Consider the following 18847-nt stretch of genomic DNA (forward strand, 5'->3'; position numbering starts at 1 on the left):
TCAGTCTCCCTCCGACTGCTTGCCGCGCCGCGCGGCGAACCAATCATGCGTGCGCGCCCCCAGCACCAGCAGGCAGGGGGTCACGATCAGGGTCAGCACGGTGGCGAACAGCAGACCGCCGACCACCGCGGTGGAAAGCTGCGTCCACCACTGGGTGGAGGGCGCGCCGACGCTGACCTCGCGCGCGAACAGGTTGATGTTCAGCCCCAGCACCATCGGCATCAGGCCCAGCACCGTGGTCACGGTGGTCAGTATCACCGGCCGCAGGCGCTCGGCGCCGGTCTGGAGCACGGCGTCGAGATAGCCGCGGCCCTCGGCGCGGATCAGGTTGTAGGTGTCGATGAGGATGATGTTGTTGTTGACCACGATGCCGGCCAGCGCGATCACGCCAATGCCCGACATCACCACCCCGAACGGCCGGCCGGTGACGATCAGTCCCAGCAGCACGCCGATGGTGGAGAACACCACCGCGGACAGGATCAGGAACGCCTGGTAGAAGCTGTTGAACTGGGTCAGCAGGATCATCGCGATCAGCGCGATGGCGGCCAGAAAGGCCTTGCTCAGGAACGACTCGGCCTCGCGCAGATCCTCGTCCTCGCCCTTGAAGGTCACGCCCAGGCGCGGGTCGAGATCGGCGTCCGCGCGGTTGTCGGCCACCCAGTCGCGCAGGGCGGCGAGCTGACTGGCGACCAGGCGGCCCTGGGCGACATCGGCCTCCACGCTGACCGTCTGGCGGCCGTCGGTGCGGTGGATCAGATCCACCTTCTGGCCCGGCTCGCGGGTGACGAAGTTGCTCACCGGCGCCATGCCGTCGGTGGTCTGCACGCGCAGGTCGCTCAGGGCGTCCAGGTCACGGTGGGCCTGTGGATAGCGCACCCGGATATCCAGTTCGTCCTCGGCATCGGCGGCCTGGTACTCGCCCACCTTGATGCCCTGGGTGACCAGCTGCACCGCCTGCCCGATGGCGGCGATATCGGCGCCGTAGCGCGCGGCCTCGCCGCGATCGACCTGCAGGCGCCATTCCAGGCCCGGCGTCGGCCGGCTGTCGGTAACGTCGGTGAAGCCGCCGACCTCGCGCATGCCCTTGCGCACCCACTCGGCGGCTGGTGCCAGCTCGGCCAGCGACGGTCCGGACAGCTCCAGCACCACCGGCTTGCCCTCCTGCGGCCCCTGTTCCTGCTCGCGCACCTCGATGGCCACGCCGGGGATGTCGGCCACCCGGCGGCGGACCTCGGCCAGCACCTCGGCCGCCGGCGGCCGGGTGCCCCAGTCCTCGAACGCCAGCCGGACCTGGCCGATGACATCGTCGGCGGTACCCTCGCGGAACTGCAGGCCGCTGCGCGCATAAACGGACTCGAACGCGTCCATGCCCACCACGCGCGATTCCACCCTGCGCACCAGCCGGTCGATTTCCTCGACCGACAGCGAGCCGCGCCCGCGTATCTGGACCACCGCGTTGTCCGGTTCGATGTCGGGGAAGAACTCCACGCCCTTGCCCACGTTCGCGTACAGGATTATCGAGCCGACCAGCGCGACCACCGCGCCCAGCGCCACCTTGCCGGCATGATTCAGCATGCGTTGCAGCACCCGCACGTAGGCGCCGGTGTAGCCGGTCAGGCTGTCGCCGGGGCGCCAGGCGCGCTCGCCGCCGGACGGCGGCGCCCCGCCCACGGCCGCGCCCAGGTTGGGCACGAACACCAGTGCCATCAGCAGCGAGGCGGTCAGTACGGCAATCAGGGTGATGGGCATGTAGCGCATGAACTCGCCGATCACGCCCGGCCAAACCAGCAGCGGCGCGAACGCCGCCAGCGTGGTCAGGGTGGACGAGATGATCGGCCAGGCCATGCGCTGGGCGGCGTGCTTGTAGGCCTGGGTGCGCGGCTGGCCCTCGGCCTGGTAACGATCCGCCAGCTCCACCACCACGATAGCCGCATCCACCAGCAGGCCCAGTGCCAGAATCAGCGAGAACAGCACCACGATGTTCACGGTCAGATTCATCGCCGCCAGCACCAGGATGCCGAGCAGGAACGAGCCCGGTATAGCTACGCCCACCAGCGTGCCGGCGCGCAGGCCGAGAATGCCCACGATCACGATCATCACCAGCAGCACGCCGGAGAGCACGTTGTTCTGAAGATCCGAGAGCATGGTGCGCACGTCCTCGGAGCGATCCTGGGTATAGGCCACCCGGACCGCGTCCGGCCAGTCCCGGCGCAGGCGCTCGGTGGCCGCGCGCACCGCCTCGTTGGTCTCGATGATGTTGGCGCCCAGGCGCTTGGTGACCTCCAGCGCCAGCGTCGGCTGGCCGTTCAGGCGGGCGAAGCCCTGCGGGTCGCGAAACGTCCGGCGCACCTCGGCGACGTCGTCTACCGTGACCACCCGGCCTTCGGATTCCTTGATCGCCAGGTTCAGAAATTCGTCGGGGTCGTCGATCACGCCCGGCACCTTGAGCGGGAAACGGCCGCTGCCGGTGGTCACCGCACCGGCCGGCACCAGCTGGTTGTTGCGGCTGACGGCGTTGTAGACCTCCTCCAGCGACAGGCCGTAGGTCTCCAGCCGGGTGGGGTCGATGATCAACTCGATCTGCTCATCGCGATCGCCGCCGATGTCGGCCTCCAACACCCCCGACTGACCCTCCAGCTCGTCCTTGAGGTTGCGCGCCAGCTGCACCAGCGTGCGCTCGGCGACGTCGCCGTAGAGGTTGACGATCAGCACCGGGAACAGCGCGACGTTGACCTCCTGGACATGTGGTTCCTCGGTCTCGTCGGGCAGTTCCGGGCGCGCCCGGTCGACCCGGTTGCGTACCTCGTCCAGCGCCCGGTCGGGATCGAATCCGGCCTCGAATTCCAGCACCACGTTGGCGTAGCCCTGGCCGGCGGTGGCACGAATCTCGGTCATCCCCTCCAGGCCCTTGAGCTCCTGCTCCATGGGCTTGACCAGCAGGCGCGCCGCGTCCTCGGGCGAGATGCCCTGGTGCGCCATGGACACGTAGATGGTGGGAATGGTGACGTCGGGTTCGGCCTCCTTGGGAATCTCGACGTAGGCGATCATCCCGGCGATCAGGATGGCGGCCAGCGCCACCAGCACGGTGCGCGGCCGCGCGAACGCGGCATCCAGCAATCGGTTCACGGCGCCGGCGACTCCGCTTCGCCGGCCGCGGCCGTGGCTGGCGGGTCATCATCGTCTTCGGTGCCGGTGTCCACCGCATCACCAGCGCGCACGAAGCCCTGGCCGACGGTGATCAGCCGCAGGCGCTCCGGCAGGCCGGACAGCCATACCCGGCCGTCGCGGTTGCGCACGATGTCGGCGGCATGGAAGCGCACGGTGCCGTCGTCGGTCACCGACTTGACGCCGAACACGCCGTCCTCGTTGAGGGTCAGGATGGCCGGTTCCACCGCGTGCGCGCGCACCTCCTCCAACGGCAGCCGCAGTTCGGCCGAGGCGCCGGCGATCAGGCGGCCGTCCGGGTTGTCGACCTTGAGCTCCACCCGGAATGTCCGAGTAGCTTCGTCGGCCTCGCTGGCGATGTAGCGCACCTGCCCCTCGCGGGTCTTGCCGGAGATCAGCTCCGCGCTACCCGGCTGGCCCTCTTCCAGATAGGGCACTACGTCCTCGGGGGCGTTGCCGTAGACGGTGAACGGGTCCTGCTGGATCACCCGGCCCGCGGTATCGCCCACCGCCAGTACGTCGCCGACTTCCACTGGGCGCGTATCCAGCACCCCGTCGAACGGCGCCCGGATGATGGTGTGGTCGATGTCGGTACGGATGCGCTCCACCGCAGCCCGGGCGGCGTCCAGATTGGCGCGCGCCTGGGCGAGGTCGACTTCGGTCTGGTAGCCCTTGGCCTGCATGGACTCGGCGGCCTGGAACTGCAGCCGGCGCTGCTCCAGGGTGGCGCGCGCCTCGGCCAGCTGGCTGCGGCGATCGTCGGGGTCGAGCCGCGCGATCACCTCGCCCTCGGATACCCGCGCACCGCGTTCGGCGGCGATCTCCGCGACCCGGCCCTGGGTGCGCGCGCGCACGGTCACCGCACGCACCGGCGCGGTGCGACCGCTAAGGCGCGCCTCGCGCATCACCGGCTCGGCCTCGGACTGGCGCACCTGCACGCTCACCCGGCCGGGCTCGGGCGCGGATTGGCTGGTTTCCGCTTCAGACGGCGGTTCCTGGCCCACCTGGCCGCTTGCCATCCAGAGGGCGACCGCCGCGGCGATCGCGGCGGCGATCCACGCCGGATGCAGGTTACGCAGCCGCTTCACGGGCGCGCTCCGGGAGACTGCCTCATCGGTGCTTTCCTTCTTCCTTTGCCAACGCCTCGAGCACACGCTCGGTGTTGTCCAGGGCGGCGTCGTAGAACCGGCGCATTTCGGTGATGCGCGTCCGTGCGCCAGCCCAGTCGGCGGGCAGATCGGCTTCCAGCTGGGCCACGTCGAGGCGGGTGCGCCGCATGCGTTCCAGATAACCCTCCAGAATGCGGGCGTAGGGCTGCGGCGCCAGACGGTAGTAGTCCTGCCGGTCGCCCGGCACGCTGGTGCGCTCGATCGCACCCAGGTTCACCAGCACCCGCGCGTTGGTGCTGACGCTGGCACGACTGACCTGCAGGGTGCGCGCGAGTTCCGCCAGGCTGGCCGGACCGCCGTGCACGATGAAGTAGCCGAGCATGCGTCCGGCGATGCGCGGCAGCCCGTCACCCTGGGCATGCAGGCCCATGCGCTCGATGAAGGCTTCGACGGCTGTCGGGTTGGATTCCGGCATGAGTGCGATTGTGCATCATTCAGTATGTTCAGTCCATACTGAATAAAAGAATCAATCGGCACGCCGATACTGTAGCCAAGGGGGAAGGACCCGAACCGGCTACGTCAGTGATTCAACGGCGGGCGCTCTACCAGGACCGGGGCAGACCGGGATTGCCCTCGTGACCCTGTCGTACTTGGTCTTGATCCTCAGCATATCCATGAGCCTGCGGCCCGGACGACCCGATGACATGCCTGAACGCCATCACTCCGGAACTACTCAGTCGCTGATACGTTCGACGCTTTCAGCAATGCGTCGTGGAACCGCGCCGGCGCCTCGATATGCGGCAGATGCCCGATGTCGTCGAACGTGACCAGTTCGGCGTCGGGAATGGCGTCGCGGGCGGCGCGGCCCAGGGCAGGGTAGTCGCCGAGGCGATCGACCAGTTCGTCGTCGACCAGATCCTTGCCCAGGGCGGTGCGGTCGCGCTGGCCGATGAACAGGGTGGTCGGCACCTGGATATTGCCGAATTCGTGCACCACCGGCTGGGTGTAAACCATGTCGTAGGTCAGCGCCTGGGCCCAGGCCACGCGGGAGACGTCGTCACCCACGTACATGCCGGCCAGCATCCTCGCCCAGCGCTCGTATTCGGGTTTCCACTCGCCGTCGTAGTAGTAGTTCTGCTGATAGCGGCGGATGGCGGTGAAATCCTTGCCGGCCTCGCGCCGGTACCAGGCGTCGACCCCGCGATAGGGCACGCCTTCGGCCTTCCAGTCCTCCAGGCCGATCGGGTTGACCAGCATCAGGCGGTCCGTGCGCTCGGGAAACATCAACGCGAACCGGGTCGCCAGCATGCCGCCCATGGAATGACCCAGGACCGTCACCTGCTCGACCTCGAGTTCGTCGAGCAGCGTCGCCGTGTTGGCCGCCAGTTGATGGAAGCTGTAGCCGTAGGCCGCCGGCTTGCCGGATTTGCAGAAACCGACCTGATCGGGTGCGACCACCCGGTAGCCGGCGTCCACCAGCGTGGTGATGGTGGCCTCCCAGTAGGCGGCGCAGAAGTTCTTGCCGTGCAGCAGCAGGACGGTTTCGCCGTTGCCCTCGCCTTCCGGCGCGACATCCATGTAGGCCATGGGCACCGGGCCGCGCAGCGTTTCCAGATCGAAAACCTCGACCGGATGGGGGTAGTCAAAGTTCTCGAGATCGGCGCCCAGGTCCTCGACGGACTGGGCCCGGGCCAGACCGGCGAAAAGGCAGAATACGGCAATAAGCGTCAGACGCATGGCAGTCACGGCGTTCCTTGATGTTCGCGATCCGATACGGTGCCACGGATGGACCGCGCCGACGACCTCAGGACGCCGGCGGGGCCACGAAGCCGCCGATCACGTCGGCCAGCAGCCGGGCGAAGGCGATTCCGGTGCGGTCCTCCAGATACGGCGCCACGATCTGCACGCCAACCGGCAGCCCGGCGGCGGTGCGGCCGATCGGCGCCACGGTCACCGGCAGATACGCCGACGTCGGCGGGGCGATCCACTTGAACATCTCGTGATACGGCAGCGCCCGGCCGTCGACGTCGATGCGGCGGGCAAACAGATTGCCTTCCTGGTTGTGCGGGATGGCCGGGGTGGCGGTCACCGGCATCAGCAGTACGTCGAAGCGTTCGAAGAACGCCGCCCAGTCGCGGCGCTGGCGCTCGCGCCGTTCGTGGGCGCCGGCCCAGGTCTTGTGGCTCTGGGTGGCTTCGGCGACGAACCCGCCCAGGGTGCCGGCCCGCGTACGCCGCATCAGCCGGAAAAGGGCGGCTGCCCGCCGGGCCCTGCGGTAGAGCTTCGGCGGAATGCCGGCCCCGACCACCGCGTTGAGCAACTGCTGATACAGCAGGAAGCTGTCGGGAAAGCGAACCGGCAGATCCGGCGATGCGTCGACCTCGGCCCCCGCCCCCTCAAGCGCCGTCGCCAGCGTACCCTGCAGGCGGCGAGTCTCGGTATCGATCGGCGCGAACTCGTCATCGAACCAGCAGCCGATGCGGAAATCGGCGAGCGAGGAATGCCGGGCCGGCGGCAGCGACAGCCGCCAGGCCCGGCCGGCCAGGTCATCGGGCCCGGCCAGCACGTCCATTGCCAGTTCCAGATCGGCGGCGTCACGGGCCAGCGGCCCGCCCACGGCCAGATCCGGCTGCGACCGGGTCCCCGGCGGCCCCGGAATATGGCCGGTCATCGGGATCAGGCCGTAGCTGGGTTTGTGGCCATAGACCCCGCACCAGTGGGCCGGGGTGCGGATCGACCCGCCAATATCGCTGCCCAGTTCCAGGGCGGTGAATCCGGCAGCCACCGCGGCCGCCGCGCCGCCGGAGGACCCGCCCGACGTGCGGCTGACATCCCAGGGATTGTTGGTGGTGCCGTAGACCTTGTTGTAGGTCTGCAGGTCCTGGGCCATGCGCGGGGTGTTGGTCTTGCCGAACACGATGGCGCCGGCATCGAGCAGCCGCTGGACGGCCACGGCTGTGGTTGCTGGCCGATAATCGGCCAGACCGGGATCGCCGCAGGCGGTGACCATGCCGGCCACTTCCCAGGTGTCCTTAACCGTCATGGGCACGCCGTGCAGCGGCCCCCAGGATTGCCCGGCCGCCCGCGCCGCGTCGGCCGCATCGGCCCGGGCGCGCGCGCCCTCGATATCCTGCACGACCACCGCGTTGATGGCCGGATTCCGGCGTTCGATGCGCTCGAGAAACACGTCCAGCGCCTGGCGGCTGCCGATCTCGCCGGCGGCGATGGCACGGGCGAGGTCGGCCGCGCCGACGGGGAAGGCCTGCTGCATTATCGGGAAAGACTTATTGTCGATAATGCAGCATAGCACGGGCCCGCCCGCTCGACGGAGCCGTGCCGACCCTGTCAGTAGCGGTAGCGGACGTTGGCGGTGACGTTGCGCCGGCTGCCGTAACCGCAGTCCAGTCCCGGCCCGCGACACCAGGAAACATAGGTCTTGTCGGTGACGTTCTGGGCGTTGACGCTGAAGTCCCAGGCGCCGGTGCGGTACCCCACCATGGCGTCGTAAAGCGTGACGTCGGGGATTGCCGTGGCGCCGCCGCCACCAACCAGCCCCGCCTGATGCCGGGCGCCGGCGCCCAGGCGAAAGCCGTTCACGAAGCGGTACTTGCTCCATATCGAGGCCAGCTCCTCGGCGACATAGCCCAGGCGGGTACCCGCGCTTGCGTCACGCGCGTCGAGCCGGGTGTAGTTGGCCAGCACCTCGAAGCGACCGAACCGCTTCTTGACCTGGGCCTCCCAGCCGTCGACCACGGCCCCGGTCTGGGTCACACCGCCAGGGGTGTTGCCGCGGGCAACGCGGTCTTCCTGCTCGATATCAAACCAGGCCAGATCCACCGACAGGCTGTGCCGGCGCGACAGGTACTTCAGCCCGATTTCCTCCTGCGAACCCGTGGTGGGCTCGAGCGTGCCGCCCGCCTCGTCGGTACCCAGATTGGGCACGAACGATTCCGCGTAGCTGACGTAGGGCGATATACCGGAATCGAAGCGGTACATCAGGCCCGCGCGGCCGGTGGTCACCTCGTCCTCGGTAGTGATATCCGGGCCGGCCACGGCCAGCGTGGTGTTTTCCGAGTCATCCCGCCGCAGCGCCGCCGACACCACCAGCCGATCGATCTCGATGTGATCGATCAGGTAGAGGCCGGTCTGGCGGATTTCGCTGTCCGGGCGGTCGACGGGGTCCAGCACCTGGGACTGGAGATTGCCGTAATGCGGATCATAGACGTTGATGGTGCCGCCCTCACCGGGCCCGGAGTAGTAGTTGTCCTCGGTGAACAGGGCATCCTGATGGTCCAGACCGATCGCCAGGTGGTGCCGCGTCGGCCCCAGCTCCACCACGCCTTCCAGACGAAGGTCGAGGTTGGTGACGTCAGTGGCCTTGTCGCTCTGGAAGATGGTGCGGGGGATGTTGCCGTCGTCGTCCGGCACCTCGCCCACCTGGGTCCAGTGCTCACGGGTTTCGGCTTCGGAATCGGTATGCCGCGCGGTGGCCCGGAAATCCCAGTTCTCGGTGAGGCGCTGATTCAGGAACAGCGTTACTTCGGTCTTCTCGCGGTCGTAGCGGTCCCACTCGGGCTCGCCCACGAAAGTGTTCGTGGGGATACGGCCACGCGGGGCGGGGTCGATGGTGCCGCGGGAGGGCAGGAACTGCGCGGACACCTTGCCGGTGTTGACCTGACGGTTGAGCAGGACGGTCAGCTCGGTGCCGTCACGCGGTTTCCAGGTCAGCGAAGGCGACAGCACATAGCCGTCGTCTTCAACGAAATCCACCTGCGTATCGGCATCCCGCCCCAGTGCGACCAACCGGTAGAGCAGATTGCCGGATTCGGTCAGCGGCCCGGTCAGGTCCATGGCGAACTGCATGCGCGAGAACGACCCGGCCTGGGCCCAGATTTCGCCCTGCTGCTCGGCACGCGGCAGCTTGGACACGGCGTTGATGATCCCGCCCAGTTCCGACTGGCCGTAGAGCACCGACGACGGCCCTTTCAATACCTCGATGCGTTCCAGCGCATAGGGGTTGGTGCGCACGCTGTTGTAGAACCCGTAGATCGAGCGCAGGCCGTCGAGATAGCGGGAGGCATCGAGCCCGCGTACCGATACGGTATCCACGCGGGTGTCGAAGCCGAACTGCTCGGCGAACACACCCGACGAATACACCAGCGCGTCCTCGATGGTCTGGGCGCCGATGTCCTGGATGAAGTCCTGCTCCACCACCTCGATCGACTGCGGCGTGTCCGCCACCGACACCCGGTTCTTGCCCACCTGGCTGGGTTGATCCAGATTGATGTAGGCATCGCTTTCCCGGCCGCTGTCGCCGGACACCTCGATCGGATCCAGCCGGGATTCGCCGGCTTCCTGATTGTCGTTGCGCGCCTCCGGCTCAGCGTTTGCGGGCCCGACGCGCATGAGAGCCATGCTGCCGAGCAAGCCGATGGCGAAGGCGGTCATGAACAACCGACTGTTCATCGTCTTTCCCTTCCATCGTTTGTCGGCCCGCCGCGAGCCGGCAGGCCGGGCATGCGGGGCGCGGCGCCGTTGCCGCGCCCCGGAGGCCACCGGCTACTGCCAGCGGTAAGTCAGGCTGCCGACCACCTGGCGCGGGACGCCGTAATCACAAGTCGACGTCGGGGCCGTGCCCGCGCAATAAATGGGCTGTTCGTCGAACAGATTGTTGGCGGCCAGCTGCAAACCCACGTTGCCGGCCAGGTCATAGCGGACGGCGGCGTCCACCAGCGTGGCCGAAGGGAACCGGACGGTATTGGCGCCGTCGGCAAACGACGAACCGGTGTAACGCACCCCGGCACCCAGCCCGAGACCGGCCAGCGGGCCCGTATAGAGTGTGTAGTCCAGCCAGAGGTTGGCCAGGTGCTCCGGCTTGTTCGCAAGCCGCCTGCCGTTGGTGGCCTGAGCACCGCCGGCCTCGCCCACCTCCACCTGCTGCCAGGTGTAGCCGGCAATGACTTGCAGGTTGGCGGTGAGATCCGCGATCACTTCCAGCTCGGCCCCGGTGGAATCGGTTTCCCCGATCTGCACCTGATCCATGGGGTTGCCCGGGTTGGCGGGATTCTGCACCACCTCGTTCTCGCGGGTGATATCGAATACGGCCACGGTGGCGGACAGGCCGCTGCCGGGCGGCCGATAGCGCAGCCCGGCCTCGAGCTGTTCGCCCACCTGCGGGTCATAAGCCTCGCCGGTGAACTGATTCTCGCCATAATTCGGGGTGAAGGATTCCGAGTAGCTGGCGTAGGGCGCCCAGCCACCGCCGGCCAGGTAGACCACGCCCGCGCGCAGCGACAGTTCGTCCTGATCCTCAGTCGGCTGGCCGGTAGTTTCTTCTTCCACCCAGTCCTGGCGCCCGCCCAGCGACACCACCCAGCGGTCGTTGAACTTGATGTGATCCTGCAGGTACAGGCCGATCTGGTCGGCGTCGGTGGACGTGGCCGGATTGAGGCTGGGCGGCACGAAGTCGCGGCCGTAAACCGGGTTGAACAGGTCGAGGTCGCTGGCAGGCCCGTTAATGGGAACGAAGCCGCTGGTCTGCGTATCCAGCGTCAGGGTCTTGTAGTCGATGCCGGCAAGCACCGTGTGCTGAACGGCCCCGAAACGCAGCTTGCCGATCAGGCGGTTGTCCACCGTCAGGGTGTCGCCCTCGTCGTAGCGGATGCGCTGACCACGTTCGACCAGCGTGCGCAGATCATTGTCGATGTAGGGCCCGAAGTAGTTGCGGAAGGTGTCGAGTACGTCGTACTCGATCTCCCGGTAGCGCAGGTTCTGGCGAAAGGTCAGCACCTCGCTGAACTCGTGCTCGAACAGATAGCCGGCAGCCCACTCCTGGGAGTCGTAGCGGTCGAACTCGGGTTCGCCGATGTAGCGATTGTCGGGCACCTGGCCGAACTGGCCCGGGTCCTCGGTGCCCTGGCGTGGAAACGCGGTCCAGGGATAGCGGGTCTCGTAGGACTGGTAGTGAGTCAGCAGCGTCAGCGACGTCGCATCCGTGGGCTGCCAGGTCAGGCTGGGTGCCACGTAGGTGCTGTCGTCGTTGACGAAATCGATGAAGGTGTCGGCCCGCTGGACCAGGCCGGTCAGGCGATAGCGCCACTCGCCGTTTTCATCGATGCGGTCGCTGATATCCACGGTGGCCTGCTTGTGGCCGTCGCCGCCGATCTCCAGGCCGATCTCTCGCAGGGGCTGGGCGGTCGGCTTCTTGGTCACCAGATTGATGATGCCGCCGGGCTGGGCCTGGCCGTAGAGAATCGACGCCGGGCCGCGCAGGATCTCGATGCGATCGAACGCATAGGTTTCCAGCGGCGAGTCGTACACCAGACCGGCCTGGATCTGGGTGCCGTCGCGGTAGGTCGCGTTCTGGGCGGAGAAGCCGCGGATGTCGATGGAGAACGAGTCGATCACCCGCTGCGCCGCCCGGTTCTGCACGTAGATGCCGGGCGTGTAGGCCACCGCCTCCGCCAGATTGTCGGCCTGCCGGTCCTCCAGCTGCTCGCGCGAGATCACCGACACCGACTGCGGCGACTCGATCAGCGGGATGTCGGTCTTGGTGGCGGTGGTGGAACGCTCGGCCTTGTAGCCATCCACCGGCCCGGTGGCCGATTCACCCTGTGCCTGGACGCTGATCGGCCCGAGTTCCGTGGCCCTGTTGCCGGCGTCTTCCTGGGCTGCGGCCGGGCCCGGCGCCAGCAGCGCCAGACCCATGGCCAGGCCGGTAACCGCCGCCATTCCCCGATATCGACGTGTCATGAGCTCTCCCTCAATCATTACTGGTTATTAATGCAAGTCATTCGTATTCATTCTACGGAACGCGCTCGGGAGTTTCCAGTGCTGCCGTGCAACGACACGAATCGAGATCGTCGGCCGGGAATCCGAGAACGGGACGGCGGGCGGCCGAGCATCAGGCTGCCGACCAACATCAGACGGGGGAGATGATCGCCGTGGTTGCGACCCGCGCCGGCCTTGCGGCCGCGCGGGAATCGTGCTGCTTGAGGCCCCGTCGTGTCGGCCGCGCTCGAGCCGGCGACTCAGCCCGCTACGCCGACCACCCCGGCTAGCCACTCGAGCGAGCCACGCAGGAACAGCCAGTAGACCAGGCCGCCGTAAAGCAGATACTTGAGCGTGTAGTAGACCGGCCGGTTCCAGGCCTTCAACTGCTTGGCCAGCGTGCGCAACTGGTAGAGGTAGTAGAACCCCTTGTTGATGAAACCGACCCTGTCGGCCTCGGTGTTCTTGCTCGCCGTACCCGACACCACCAGACGCGAGAACAGCGTATTGAACCAGTCCACCAGGAACAGGCGGACCGGCCGGCGCACGTCCAGAAACAGAATGATGCGATTGCTGTCGCTTTCGTTGGCGGCGTAGTGGATGAAGGTTTCGTCGAACATCACTGCCTCGCCGTCCCGCCAGTGGTATTTCTGGCCGTCGACGCAGATGTAACAGTCGGGCGAATTGGGGGTGGCCAGCCCCAGGTGATAGCGCAGCGAGCCCGCGTAGGGGTCGCGATGCTTTACCAGCCGGCCACCCGGCGGCAGCATGGCGAACATGGCCCCCTTAACCGACTTGCACTGATTGACCAGCGCCACGGTGCGCGGACAGAGTTGCTCGGCCGATTTCAGACTGGCCCCGTACCACTTGAGATAGAAGCGCTTCCAGCCGGAGCGAAAAAAGGAATTGAAGCCGATGTCATCGAGCCGGTCGGAGGCGGCGATGCGGGCACTGTCGTTGAGCGCGAGGGCTTCGTCGCGGATGGTTTCCCAGTTTTCCTGAAGCATCCGCAATTCGGGAAACTGATCCACGGCCGCATAGGGATCGCTGCGGACCGCCGAGGTCCAGTAGAACAGGCAGTTGATCGGCGCGAACAGATTGGCGTGGTCGGAAATCTTCCGGCCAAGCCCCGCGTGCCGGACCCGGCCACGCATCTGCACGTAAACCGCGCACAGTACAAAGGCGGTGAGCACCCAGATACCCATGTCGGCGTCCTCGTCGTCTTGCCCCGGGTCCACCTGACCCGTCGACGAAGGATTCTAGCGCTGGAATGCGGCGCCGGGAATACGTCACTTACTGGACAACGGCCGGGCAAAGGATAGCTCGTGGCCGTCCGCATCCCGGATGTGGAAATAGCGCTCGCCCCAGTGCGCATCACGCGGCGGGAACGCGGGCTCGAGCCCTGCTTCCAGCGCCGTCGCGTGTACGGTATCCACATCGTCCACATGGAAGATCGCGCGACCCCAGCCCGTTTCCGGCGCCGGCGCCAGGGACAGATTCAGAAAGCTGTCGCCAGCATGAAAGCTGGTAAAGCGAGCCGCCGGGCCTCCGAACTTCAATACGAAACCCAGTGACTCGTAGAACCCGCAGGCGGCTTCCATATCCGCCACGAACAGCGTCACGGCATTCACCGATTCAATACGCAAGTCGCATCTCCGCTTGAAAAACGCCGTACCGACCCTATCTCGCGGGGACCGAATCGGCGAACGGCGAGGACATCAGAACCATGAGCGACAACGCACCCAACCGGGAAACGCACGGCTTCCAGGCCGAGGTCAAGCAGCTGCTGCAGCTGATGATCCACTCCATGTATTCCAACAAGGAGGTGTTCCTGCGCGAGCTGGTATCCAATGCCTCCGACGCGCTGGACACACTGCGTTTCCAGGCGGTGGCGGACGACTCGTTGTTCGAGAAGGATCCGGACCTCGCGATCTGGATCGAGGTGGACGCCGACAATCGCACGGTTTCCATTGCCGACAACGGTATCGGCATGAATCGCGACGAGGTGATCGACCGCATCGGCACCATCGCCAAGTCGGGCACCCGGGCGTTCCTGGATTCCCTTTCGGGCGATCAGAAGAAGGACGCGCACCTGATCGGCCAGTTCGGCGTGGGCTTCTACTCCTCGTTCATCGTCGCCGATCGCGTCACCGTCACCACCCGCAAGGCCGGGGAACAAACTGGCATCCGCTGGGAATCCGACGGCGGTGGCGAATACACCCTCGAAGAGCTGGCCAGGCCCGGCCGCGGCACCGAAGTGACGCTGCACCTGCGCGAGGGCGAGGACGAGTTCCTGGAGCCCGTGCGGCTGCGCCACCTGATCGAACGCTACTCCGACCACATCGCCTTCCCCATCAAGATGCGAACCGAGGGCGACGCCGACGAAGAGAAGGCGGGCGACTGGGAACAGGTTAACCGCGGCGCCCCGCTGTGGGCCCGGCCGAAGTCCGACATCGACGAGGACGAGTACAAGGCCTTCTACAAGCACGTGGGCCACGATTTCGACGACCCGTTGACCTGGACACATAACAAGGTGGAGGGCAGCCAGGAATACACATCACTGCTGTACATCCCGAAGCGCGCGCCGTTCGACATGTTCGACCCGCAGCGCCAGAGCCACGGCGTGAAGCTGTACGTGCAGCGGGTGTTCATCATGGACGACGCCGAGCAGCTCATGCCCCGCTACCTGCGCTTCGTGCGCGGCATCATCGATTCCAACGATCTGCCGCTGAACGTGTCCCGCGAGCTGCTGCAGTCCAACCGCGTGATCGACCGCATCCGCGCCGGCTCGGTGAAGAAGCTGCTGGGCCTGCTTGAGGACATGGCCGAGAAGCGCCCCGAAGACTACGCCGCATTCTGGTCCGAATTCGGCCCGGTGCTCAAGGAAGGCGTGGTCGAGGACGGCGACAACCGCGAGGTCATTGCGAAACTGATCCGGGCCAGTTCCACCCACGATGACGATCCGGCCCAGAAGGTATCGCTGTCCGACTACGTGGCCCGCATGCAGCCGGGGCAGGAGAAGATCTACTACCACACCGCCGAATCGCTGGCCGCGGCGAAGAACAGCCCGCATCTGGAAGTGTTCCGCAAGAAGGGCATCGAGGTGCTGCTGCTCACCGACCGGGTGGACGAGTGGGTCATGGCCCACCTCACCGAATTCGAGGGCAAGGCATTCCAGTCCGTGGCCAAGGGTGCGCTGGACCTGGGCGAGGCCGAAACCGACGAGGAAAAGGCCGAACAGGAAAAGCTGGAGAACGAGTCCAGGGATCTGCTCGAGCGACTCAAGGCCGCCCTGGGCGAGACCGTCGGTGAAGTCCGCGTCACCCACCGCCTGACCGATTCCCCGGCCTGTCTGGTGGCCGACGAGGCCGGGCTGTCCGCGCATCTGGAGCGCATCCTCAAGGAGGCCGGCCAGTCCATACCCATGGGCAGCAAGGCCCACCTCGAGGTCAACCCCACTCACCCGCTGGTCAAGCGCATGGACGGCGAAACCGACGATGACCGTTTCGGCGAGTGGGCCCACCTGCTGCACGAGCAGGCGGTACTGGCCGAAGGCGGCGAGCTCGACGACCCCGCCACCTTCGTGCGCCGGATGAACCAGATGCTGCTGAGCCTGTCCGGCGATGGCGGCAACCGGGACGGCGCCGCGGCCTGACCGAACCAATCGCGCGGCCCGACGGGTGGCGCACGGCCGATGACCAATTGCTAAGGTTGCCGGCCTGCCATCCATCGGGAGCCCACATGACCGTTCGCACAGAAAAGCAGGGCCACGTCTGGACCCTCATCCACAGCCGTTACGATGAGGCCCGCAACGCCATGGACCCGGCCAGCGCCGACGCGCTGGTTGCGGCATTTAACGAGTTCGACGCCGATCCGGAGGCCCGGGTGGCGGTGCTCTGGGGCGAGGGCGGGGCCTTCTGTTCCGGCTGGGATCTCAAGTACGTCAGCAGCCTGGGCGAAAGCAACCGCCCACTGCCGGAACTGGATTACCCGTTCGACGACAACGCCCCGGTGCCGCGCGGGCCGCTGGGCCCCACCCGGCTGGACCTGTCCAAGCCGGTAATCGCGGCGGTCGAGGGCCCGGCGGTGGCCGGGGGCTTCGAACTGGCCATCTGGTGCGACATCCGCGTGATGGCCGAGGACGCCTATTTCGGCGTCTACTGCCGGCGCTGGGGCATTCCGCTGATCGACGGCGGCACCGTACGGCTGCCCCGGCTGGTGGGCCAGGGCCGAGCAATGGAGATCATCCTGACCGGCCGCAAGGTCGGCGCCGAGGAGGCCCTGCGCATCGGCGCCTGCGAATCGGTCGTGCCGTCCGGCAGCGCCCGCGAGCACGCCCAGGCCATGGCCGCCGATATCGCCCGCTTCCCCCAGGCCTGCATGAATGCCGACCGGCGGTCGGTGTACATGCAGCACGGCCTGAGCGTGCGAGAGGCCCAGCGACGCGAGTGGTACAACGGCCAGGCCTGCCTGTCCGGCGAGGGCGTGACCGGCGCCGGGCGCTTCGCCGACGGCAAGGGCCGCAGCGGCGACTTCACCGATATCTGATTAGGCGCGACCCGGCACCGCCCGAGCTCAGCTCGCCGTGTGCCCGCCGTCCACGCACAGATCGGCGCCGGTGATGAAACTGGCCTCGTCGCTGGCCAGGAACGCCACCGCGTTGGCCACTTCCGTGGGCTCGCCCAGGCGGCCCATCGGTACCCGCTGCATCAGGGCGGTCTCGAAATCGGCCGCCTGATCGGGCGGCAGGGCGGCCATGGCGCCGGACACCATCTCGGTGCCCACGAAGCCCGGGCAGACGCAGTTGATGCGGATGTTGTAACCGGACCGGGCGCAGTGGTTGGCCGCCGATTTCGAGAAGATCCGCACCCCGCCCTTGCTGGCGTTGTAGGCCGGCACGATCGGCTCGCCGATGAAGCCCTCGATCGAGGCGATGTTCACGATCGACCCGCCACCGCCAGCCTTCATTGCCGCAATACCCTGCTGGGTGCCGTGGAAGACCCCGTCCAGGTTTACCGCCAGCGTCCGCCGCCATGACGCCGGGCTGACGTCCTCGATATTGGCCACTTCGGCGATGCCGGCGTTGTTAACCACCACGTCGACCCGCTCCCAGCGTTCCCGCATGGTGGCGAACACCTCGCGCCAGGCGTCGGTATCGGTGACGTCCTGGACCATGAACGCCGCCCGGTCGCCCAGCTCCTCGGCCGCGGCCCGGCCGGCGGCCTCGTCCAGATCGGTGAACAGGACCGTCGCGCCCTCGGCAAGAAACTTTTCCACGCAGGCCCGGCCGATACCGCCCAGTCCGCCGGTAACCAGACAGATCTTGCCCTGCAAATCCCCCATGTTCGCTCTCCTCCGTTGTTGTGGTCGTGACGTGCATCGTCGCGTTTTCCCGGCAATGTAACCGCTACCGGACACCCGGGAAAGTCCGGGTGATCCGGGACACCGGGGATCGCAACCGAAAACAGAAATTTCCGTTACCTGTTGAGCCCTTCGCTGCCGCCGTGCTACTAACAACGCCTGCATTACGGGATTCTTCCCGGTAACACCGATTTCATTATTTGCCTCGGCGAGGATCAGCCATGCAGTTCACCAGCGAGCAAGAAGAGTTGCGCCGCACGGTCGCGCGCTTTGTCGACAACGAGATCAACCCCTTCATCGACGAGTGGGAGGAGGCCCAGCAATTCCCGTCCCACGAACTGTTCCGCAAGATGGGGGAGCTCGGGCTACTGGGCATCACCAAGCCCGAATCCGTCGGCGGCCTGGGCCTGGACTGGAGCTACGGACTGGTCCTGGCCGAGGAGATCGGCCGGGTGTCCTGCGGCGCGGTACCGATGGCCATCGGCGTGCAGACCGACATGGCCACGCCGGCGCTGGCCCGCTTCGGTTCGGATGAACTGAAGGCCGAGTTCCTGGCCCCGGCGGTATCGGGCGAACAGGTGGCCTGCATCGGCGTGTCGGAACCCCAGGCCGGCTCGGACGTGGCCGGGATCAAGACCACCGCCCGCAAGGATGGTGACGACTACGTCATCAACGGCTCCAAGATGTGGATCACCAACGGCATGAAGGGAGACTGGATCTGCCTGCTGGCCAACACCTCGGAGGGCAAGGTCCACGAGAACAAGTCGCTGATCATGGTGCCGCTGGATACCCCCGGCGTGGAACGGGCCCGCAAGCTGCACAAGCTGGGCATGTGGTCCTCGGACACCGCACAGTTGTTCTTCGACGACGTGCGGGTGCCGCAGCGCTACCTGATCGGCCAGGAAGGCGCCGGCTTCATGTACCAGATGCTGCAGTTCCAGGAGGAGCGTCTGTTCGGCGCCGCCAGCGTGCTAAAGGGCATGGAGCGTCTGATCGATGCCACCATCGACTACACCCGCGACCGCCAGACCTTCGGCCAGCCGCTGATCGATAACCAGACCATCCATTTCCGCATGGCCGAACTCAAGACCGAGGTGGAAATGCTGCGCTCGGCCGTCTACCGCGCCACCGAGGCCATGACCCGCGGCGAGAACGCCACCATGCTCTGCTCCATGGCCAAGCTGAAGGCTGGCCGGCTGGCCCGCGAAGTAGCCGACAGCTGCCTGCAGTACTGGGGTGGCCAGGGCTACATGTGGGAATCGGAAACCGCCCGCGCCCTGCGCGACACCCGCCTGATTTCCATCGGCGGCGGCGCCGACGAGATCATGCTGGGCATCATCTGCAAGCTGATGGGCATTCTGCCGGGCAAGAAGAAGAAAGGCGCAGCGCAGAGCAAGGACGACAGCGATGCCGCCTGACCGTCATCCGACGCCGGGGGCGCG

13 protein-coding genes are annotated in these 18847 nt (G+C 66.8%); 3 read left to right on the forward strand and 10 right to left on the reverse strand.

Annotated features, from left to right (window positions below; genetic code table 11):
• The 9 genes from RM532_RS06065 to RM532_RS06105 form a co-directional block, all read right to left on the reverse strand.
• Window positions 1-3126: an efflux RND transporter permease subunit gene (locus RM532_RS06065; RefSeq protein ID WP_311652300.1), complete on the reverse strand. Its 3126-nt coding sequence runs from the start codon at window positions 3124-3126 to the stop codon at window positions 1-3.
• Window positions 3123-4253, reverse strand: a complete 1131-nt coding sequence (locus tag RM532_RS06070) for an efflux RND transporter periplasmic adaptor subunit (protein ID WP_311652301.1) — start codon at window positions 4251-4253, stop codon at window positions 3123-3125. The genes RM532_RS06065 and RM532_RS06070 overlap by 4 nt, the downstream gene beginning before the upstream one ends.
• A 22-nt stretch (window positions 4254-4275) precedes the next feature.
• Window positions 4276-4749 carry a GbsR/MarR family transcriptional regulator gene (locus tag RM532_RS06075; protein ID WP_311652302.1) on the reverse strand — a complete coding sequence of 158 codons (474 nt, stop codon included), beginning with the start codon at window positions 4747-4749 and terminating at the stop codon, window positions 4276-4278.
• Window positions 4750-5003: 254 nt separating this feature from the next.
• Window positions 5004-6011 (reverse strand): alpha/beta fold hydrolase, encoded by a 1008-nt coding sequence (locus tag RM532_RS06080; protein WP_311652303.1) that lies wholly within the window; start codon window positions 6009-6011, stop codon window positions 5004-5006.
• 67 nt (window positions 6012-6078) lie between these two features.
• A complete protein-coding gene (locus RM532_RS06085) occupies window positions 6079-7545 on the reverse strand; it encodes an amidase (RefSeq protein ID WP_311652304.1) in 1467 nt (488 codons plus the stop codon).
• A 74-nt stretch (window positions 7546-7619) separates the two neighbouring features.
• Window positions 7620-9740 (reverse strand): TonB-dependent siderophore receptor, encoded by a 2121-nt coding sequence (locus RM532_RS06090; protein WP_311652305.1) that lies wholly within the window; start codon window positions 9738-9740, stop codon window positions 7620-7622.
• A gap of 93 nt (window positions 9741-9833) precedes the next feature.
• Entirely contained in the window at window positions 9834-12026 is a 2193-nt protein-coding gene (locus RM532_RS06095; protein WP_311652306.1) for a TonB-dependent siderophore receptor, read from the reverse strand.
• Window positions 12027-12304: 278 nt separating this feature from the next.
• Window positions 12305-13249, reverse strand: coding sequence for an aspartyl/asparaginyl beta-hydroxylase domain-containing protein (locus RM532_RS06100; RefSeq protein WP_349255278.1), 945 nt, complete (start codon window positions 13247-13249; stop codon window positions 12305-12307).
• Between the two features lie 84 nt (window positions 13250-13333).
• The gene (locus RM532_RS06105) at window positions 13334-13690 is read right to left on the reverse strand and encodes a VOC family protein (RefSeq protein WP_311652308.1); all 357 of its coding nucleotides are present in this window, start codon (window positions 13688-13690) and stop codon (window positions 13334-13336) included.
• Between the two features lie 80 nt (window positions 13691-13770).
• Between RM532_RS06105 and htpG the strand changes: the two genes are divergently transcribed.
• On the forward strand, window positions 13771-15699 hold the full coding sequence (gene htpG / locus RM532_RS06110) for a molecular chaperone HtpG (RefSeq protein WP_311652309.1): 1929 nt from the start codon (window positions 13771-13773) through the stop codon (window positions 15697-15699).
• 86 nt (window positions 15700-15785) lie between these two features.
• On the forward strand, window positions 15786-16592 hold the full coding sequence (locus RM532_RS06115; RefSeq protein WP_311652310.1) for a crotonase/enoyl-CoA hydratase family protein: 807 nt from the start codon (window positions 15786-15788) through the stop codon (window positions 16590-16592).
• A 27-nt stretch (window positions 16593-16619) separates the two neighbouring features.
• Here RM532_RS06115 and RM532_RS06120 read toward each other — a convergent pair whose 3' ends face one another.
• A complete protein-coding gene (locus tag RM532_RS06120) occupies window positions 16620-17387 on the reverse strand; it encodes a glucose 1-dehydrogenase (RefSeq protein ID WP_311652311.1) in 768 nt (255 codons plus the stop codon).
• Between the two features lie 239 nt (window positions 17388-17626).
• On the opposite strand from RM532_RS06120, the gene RM532_RS06125 reads away from it, so the two are divergent.
• Window positions 17627-18823: an acyl-CoA dehydrogenase family protein gene (locus RM532_RS06125; RefSeq protein ID WP_311652312.1), complete on the forward strand. Its 1197-nt coding sequence runs from the start codon at window positions 17627-17629 to the stop codon at window positions 18821-18823.
• Window positions 18824-18847 lie beyond the last annotated feature (24 nt).

The organism is Spectribacter hydrogenoxidans (assembly GCF_031846275.1).
In the GTDB taxonomy this organism is placed as follows: domain Bacteria; phylum Pseudomonadota; class Gammaproteobacteria; order Nevskiales; family Salinisphaeraceae; genus Spectribacter; species Spectribacter hydrogenoxidans.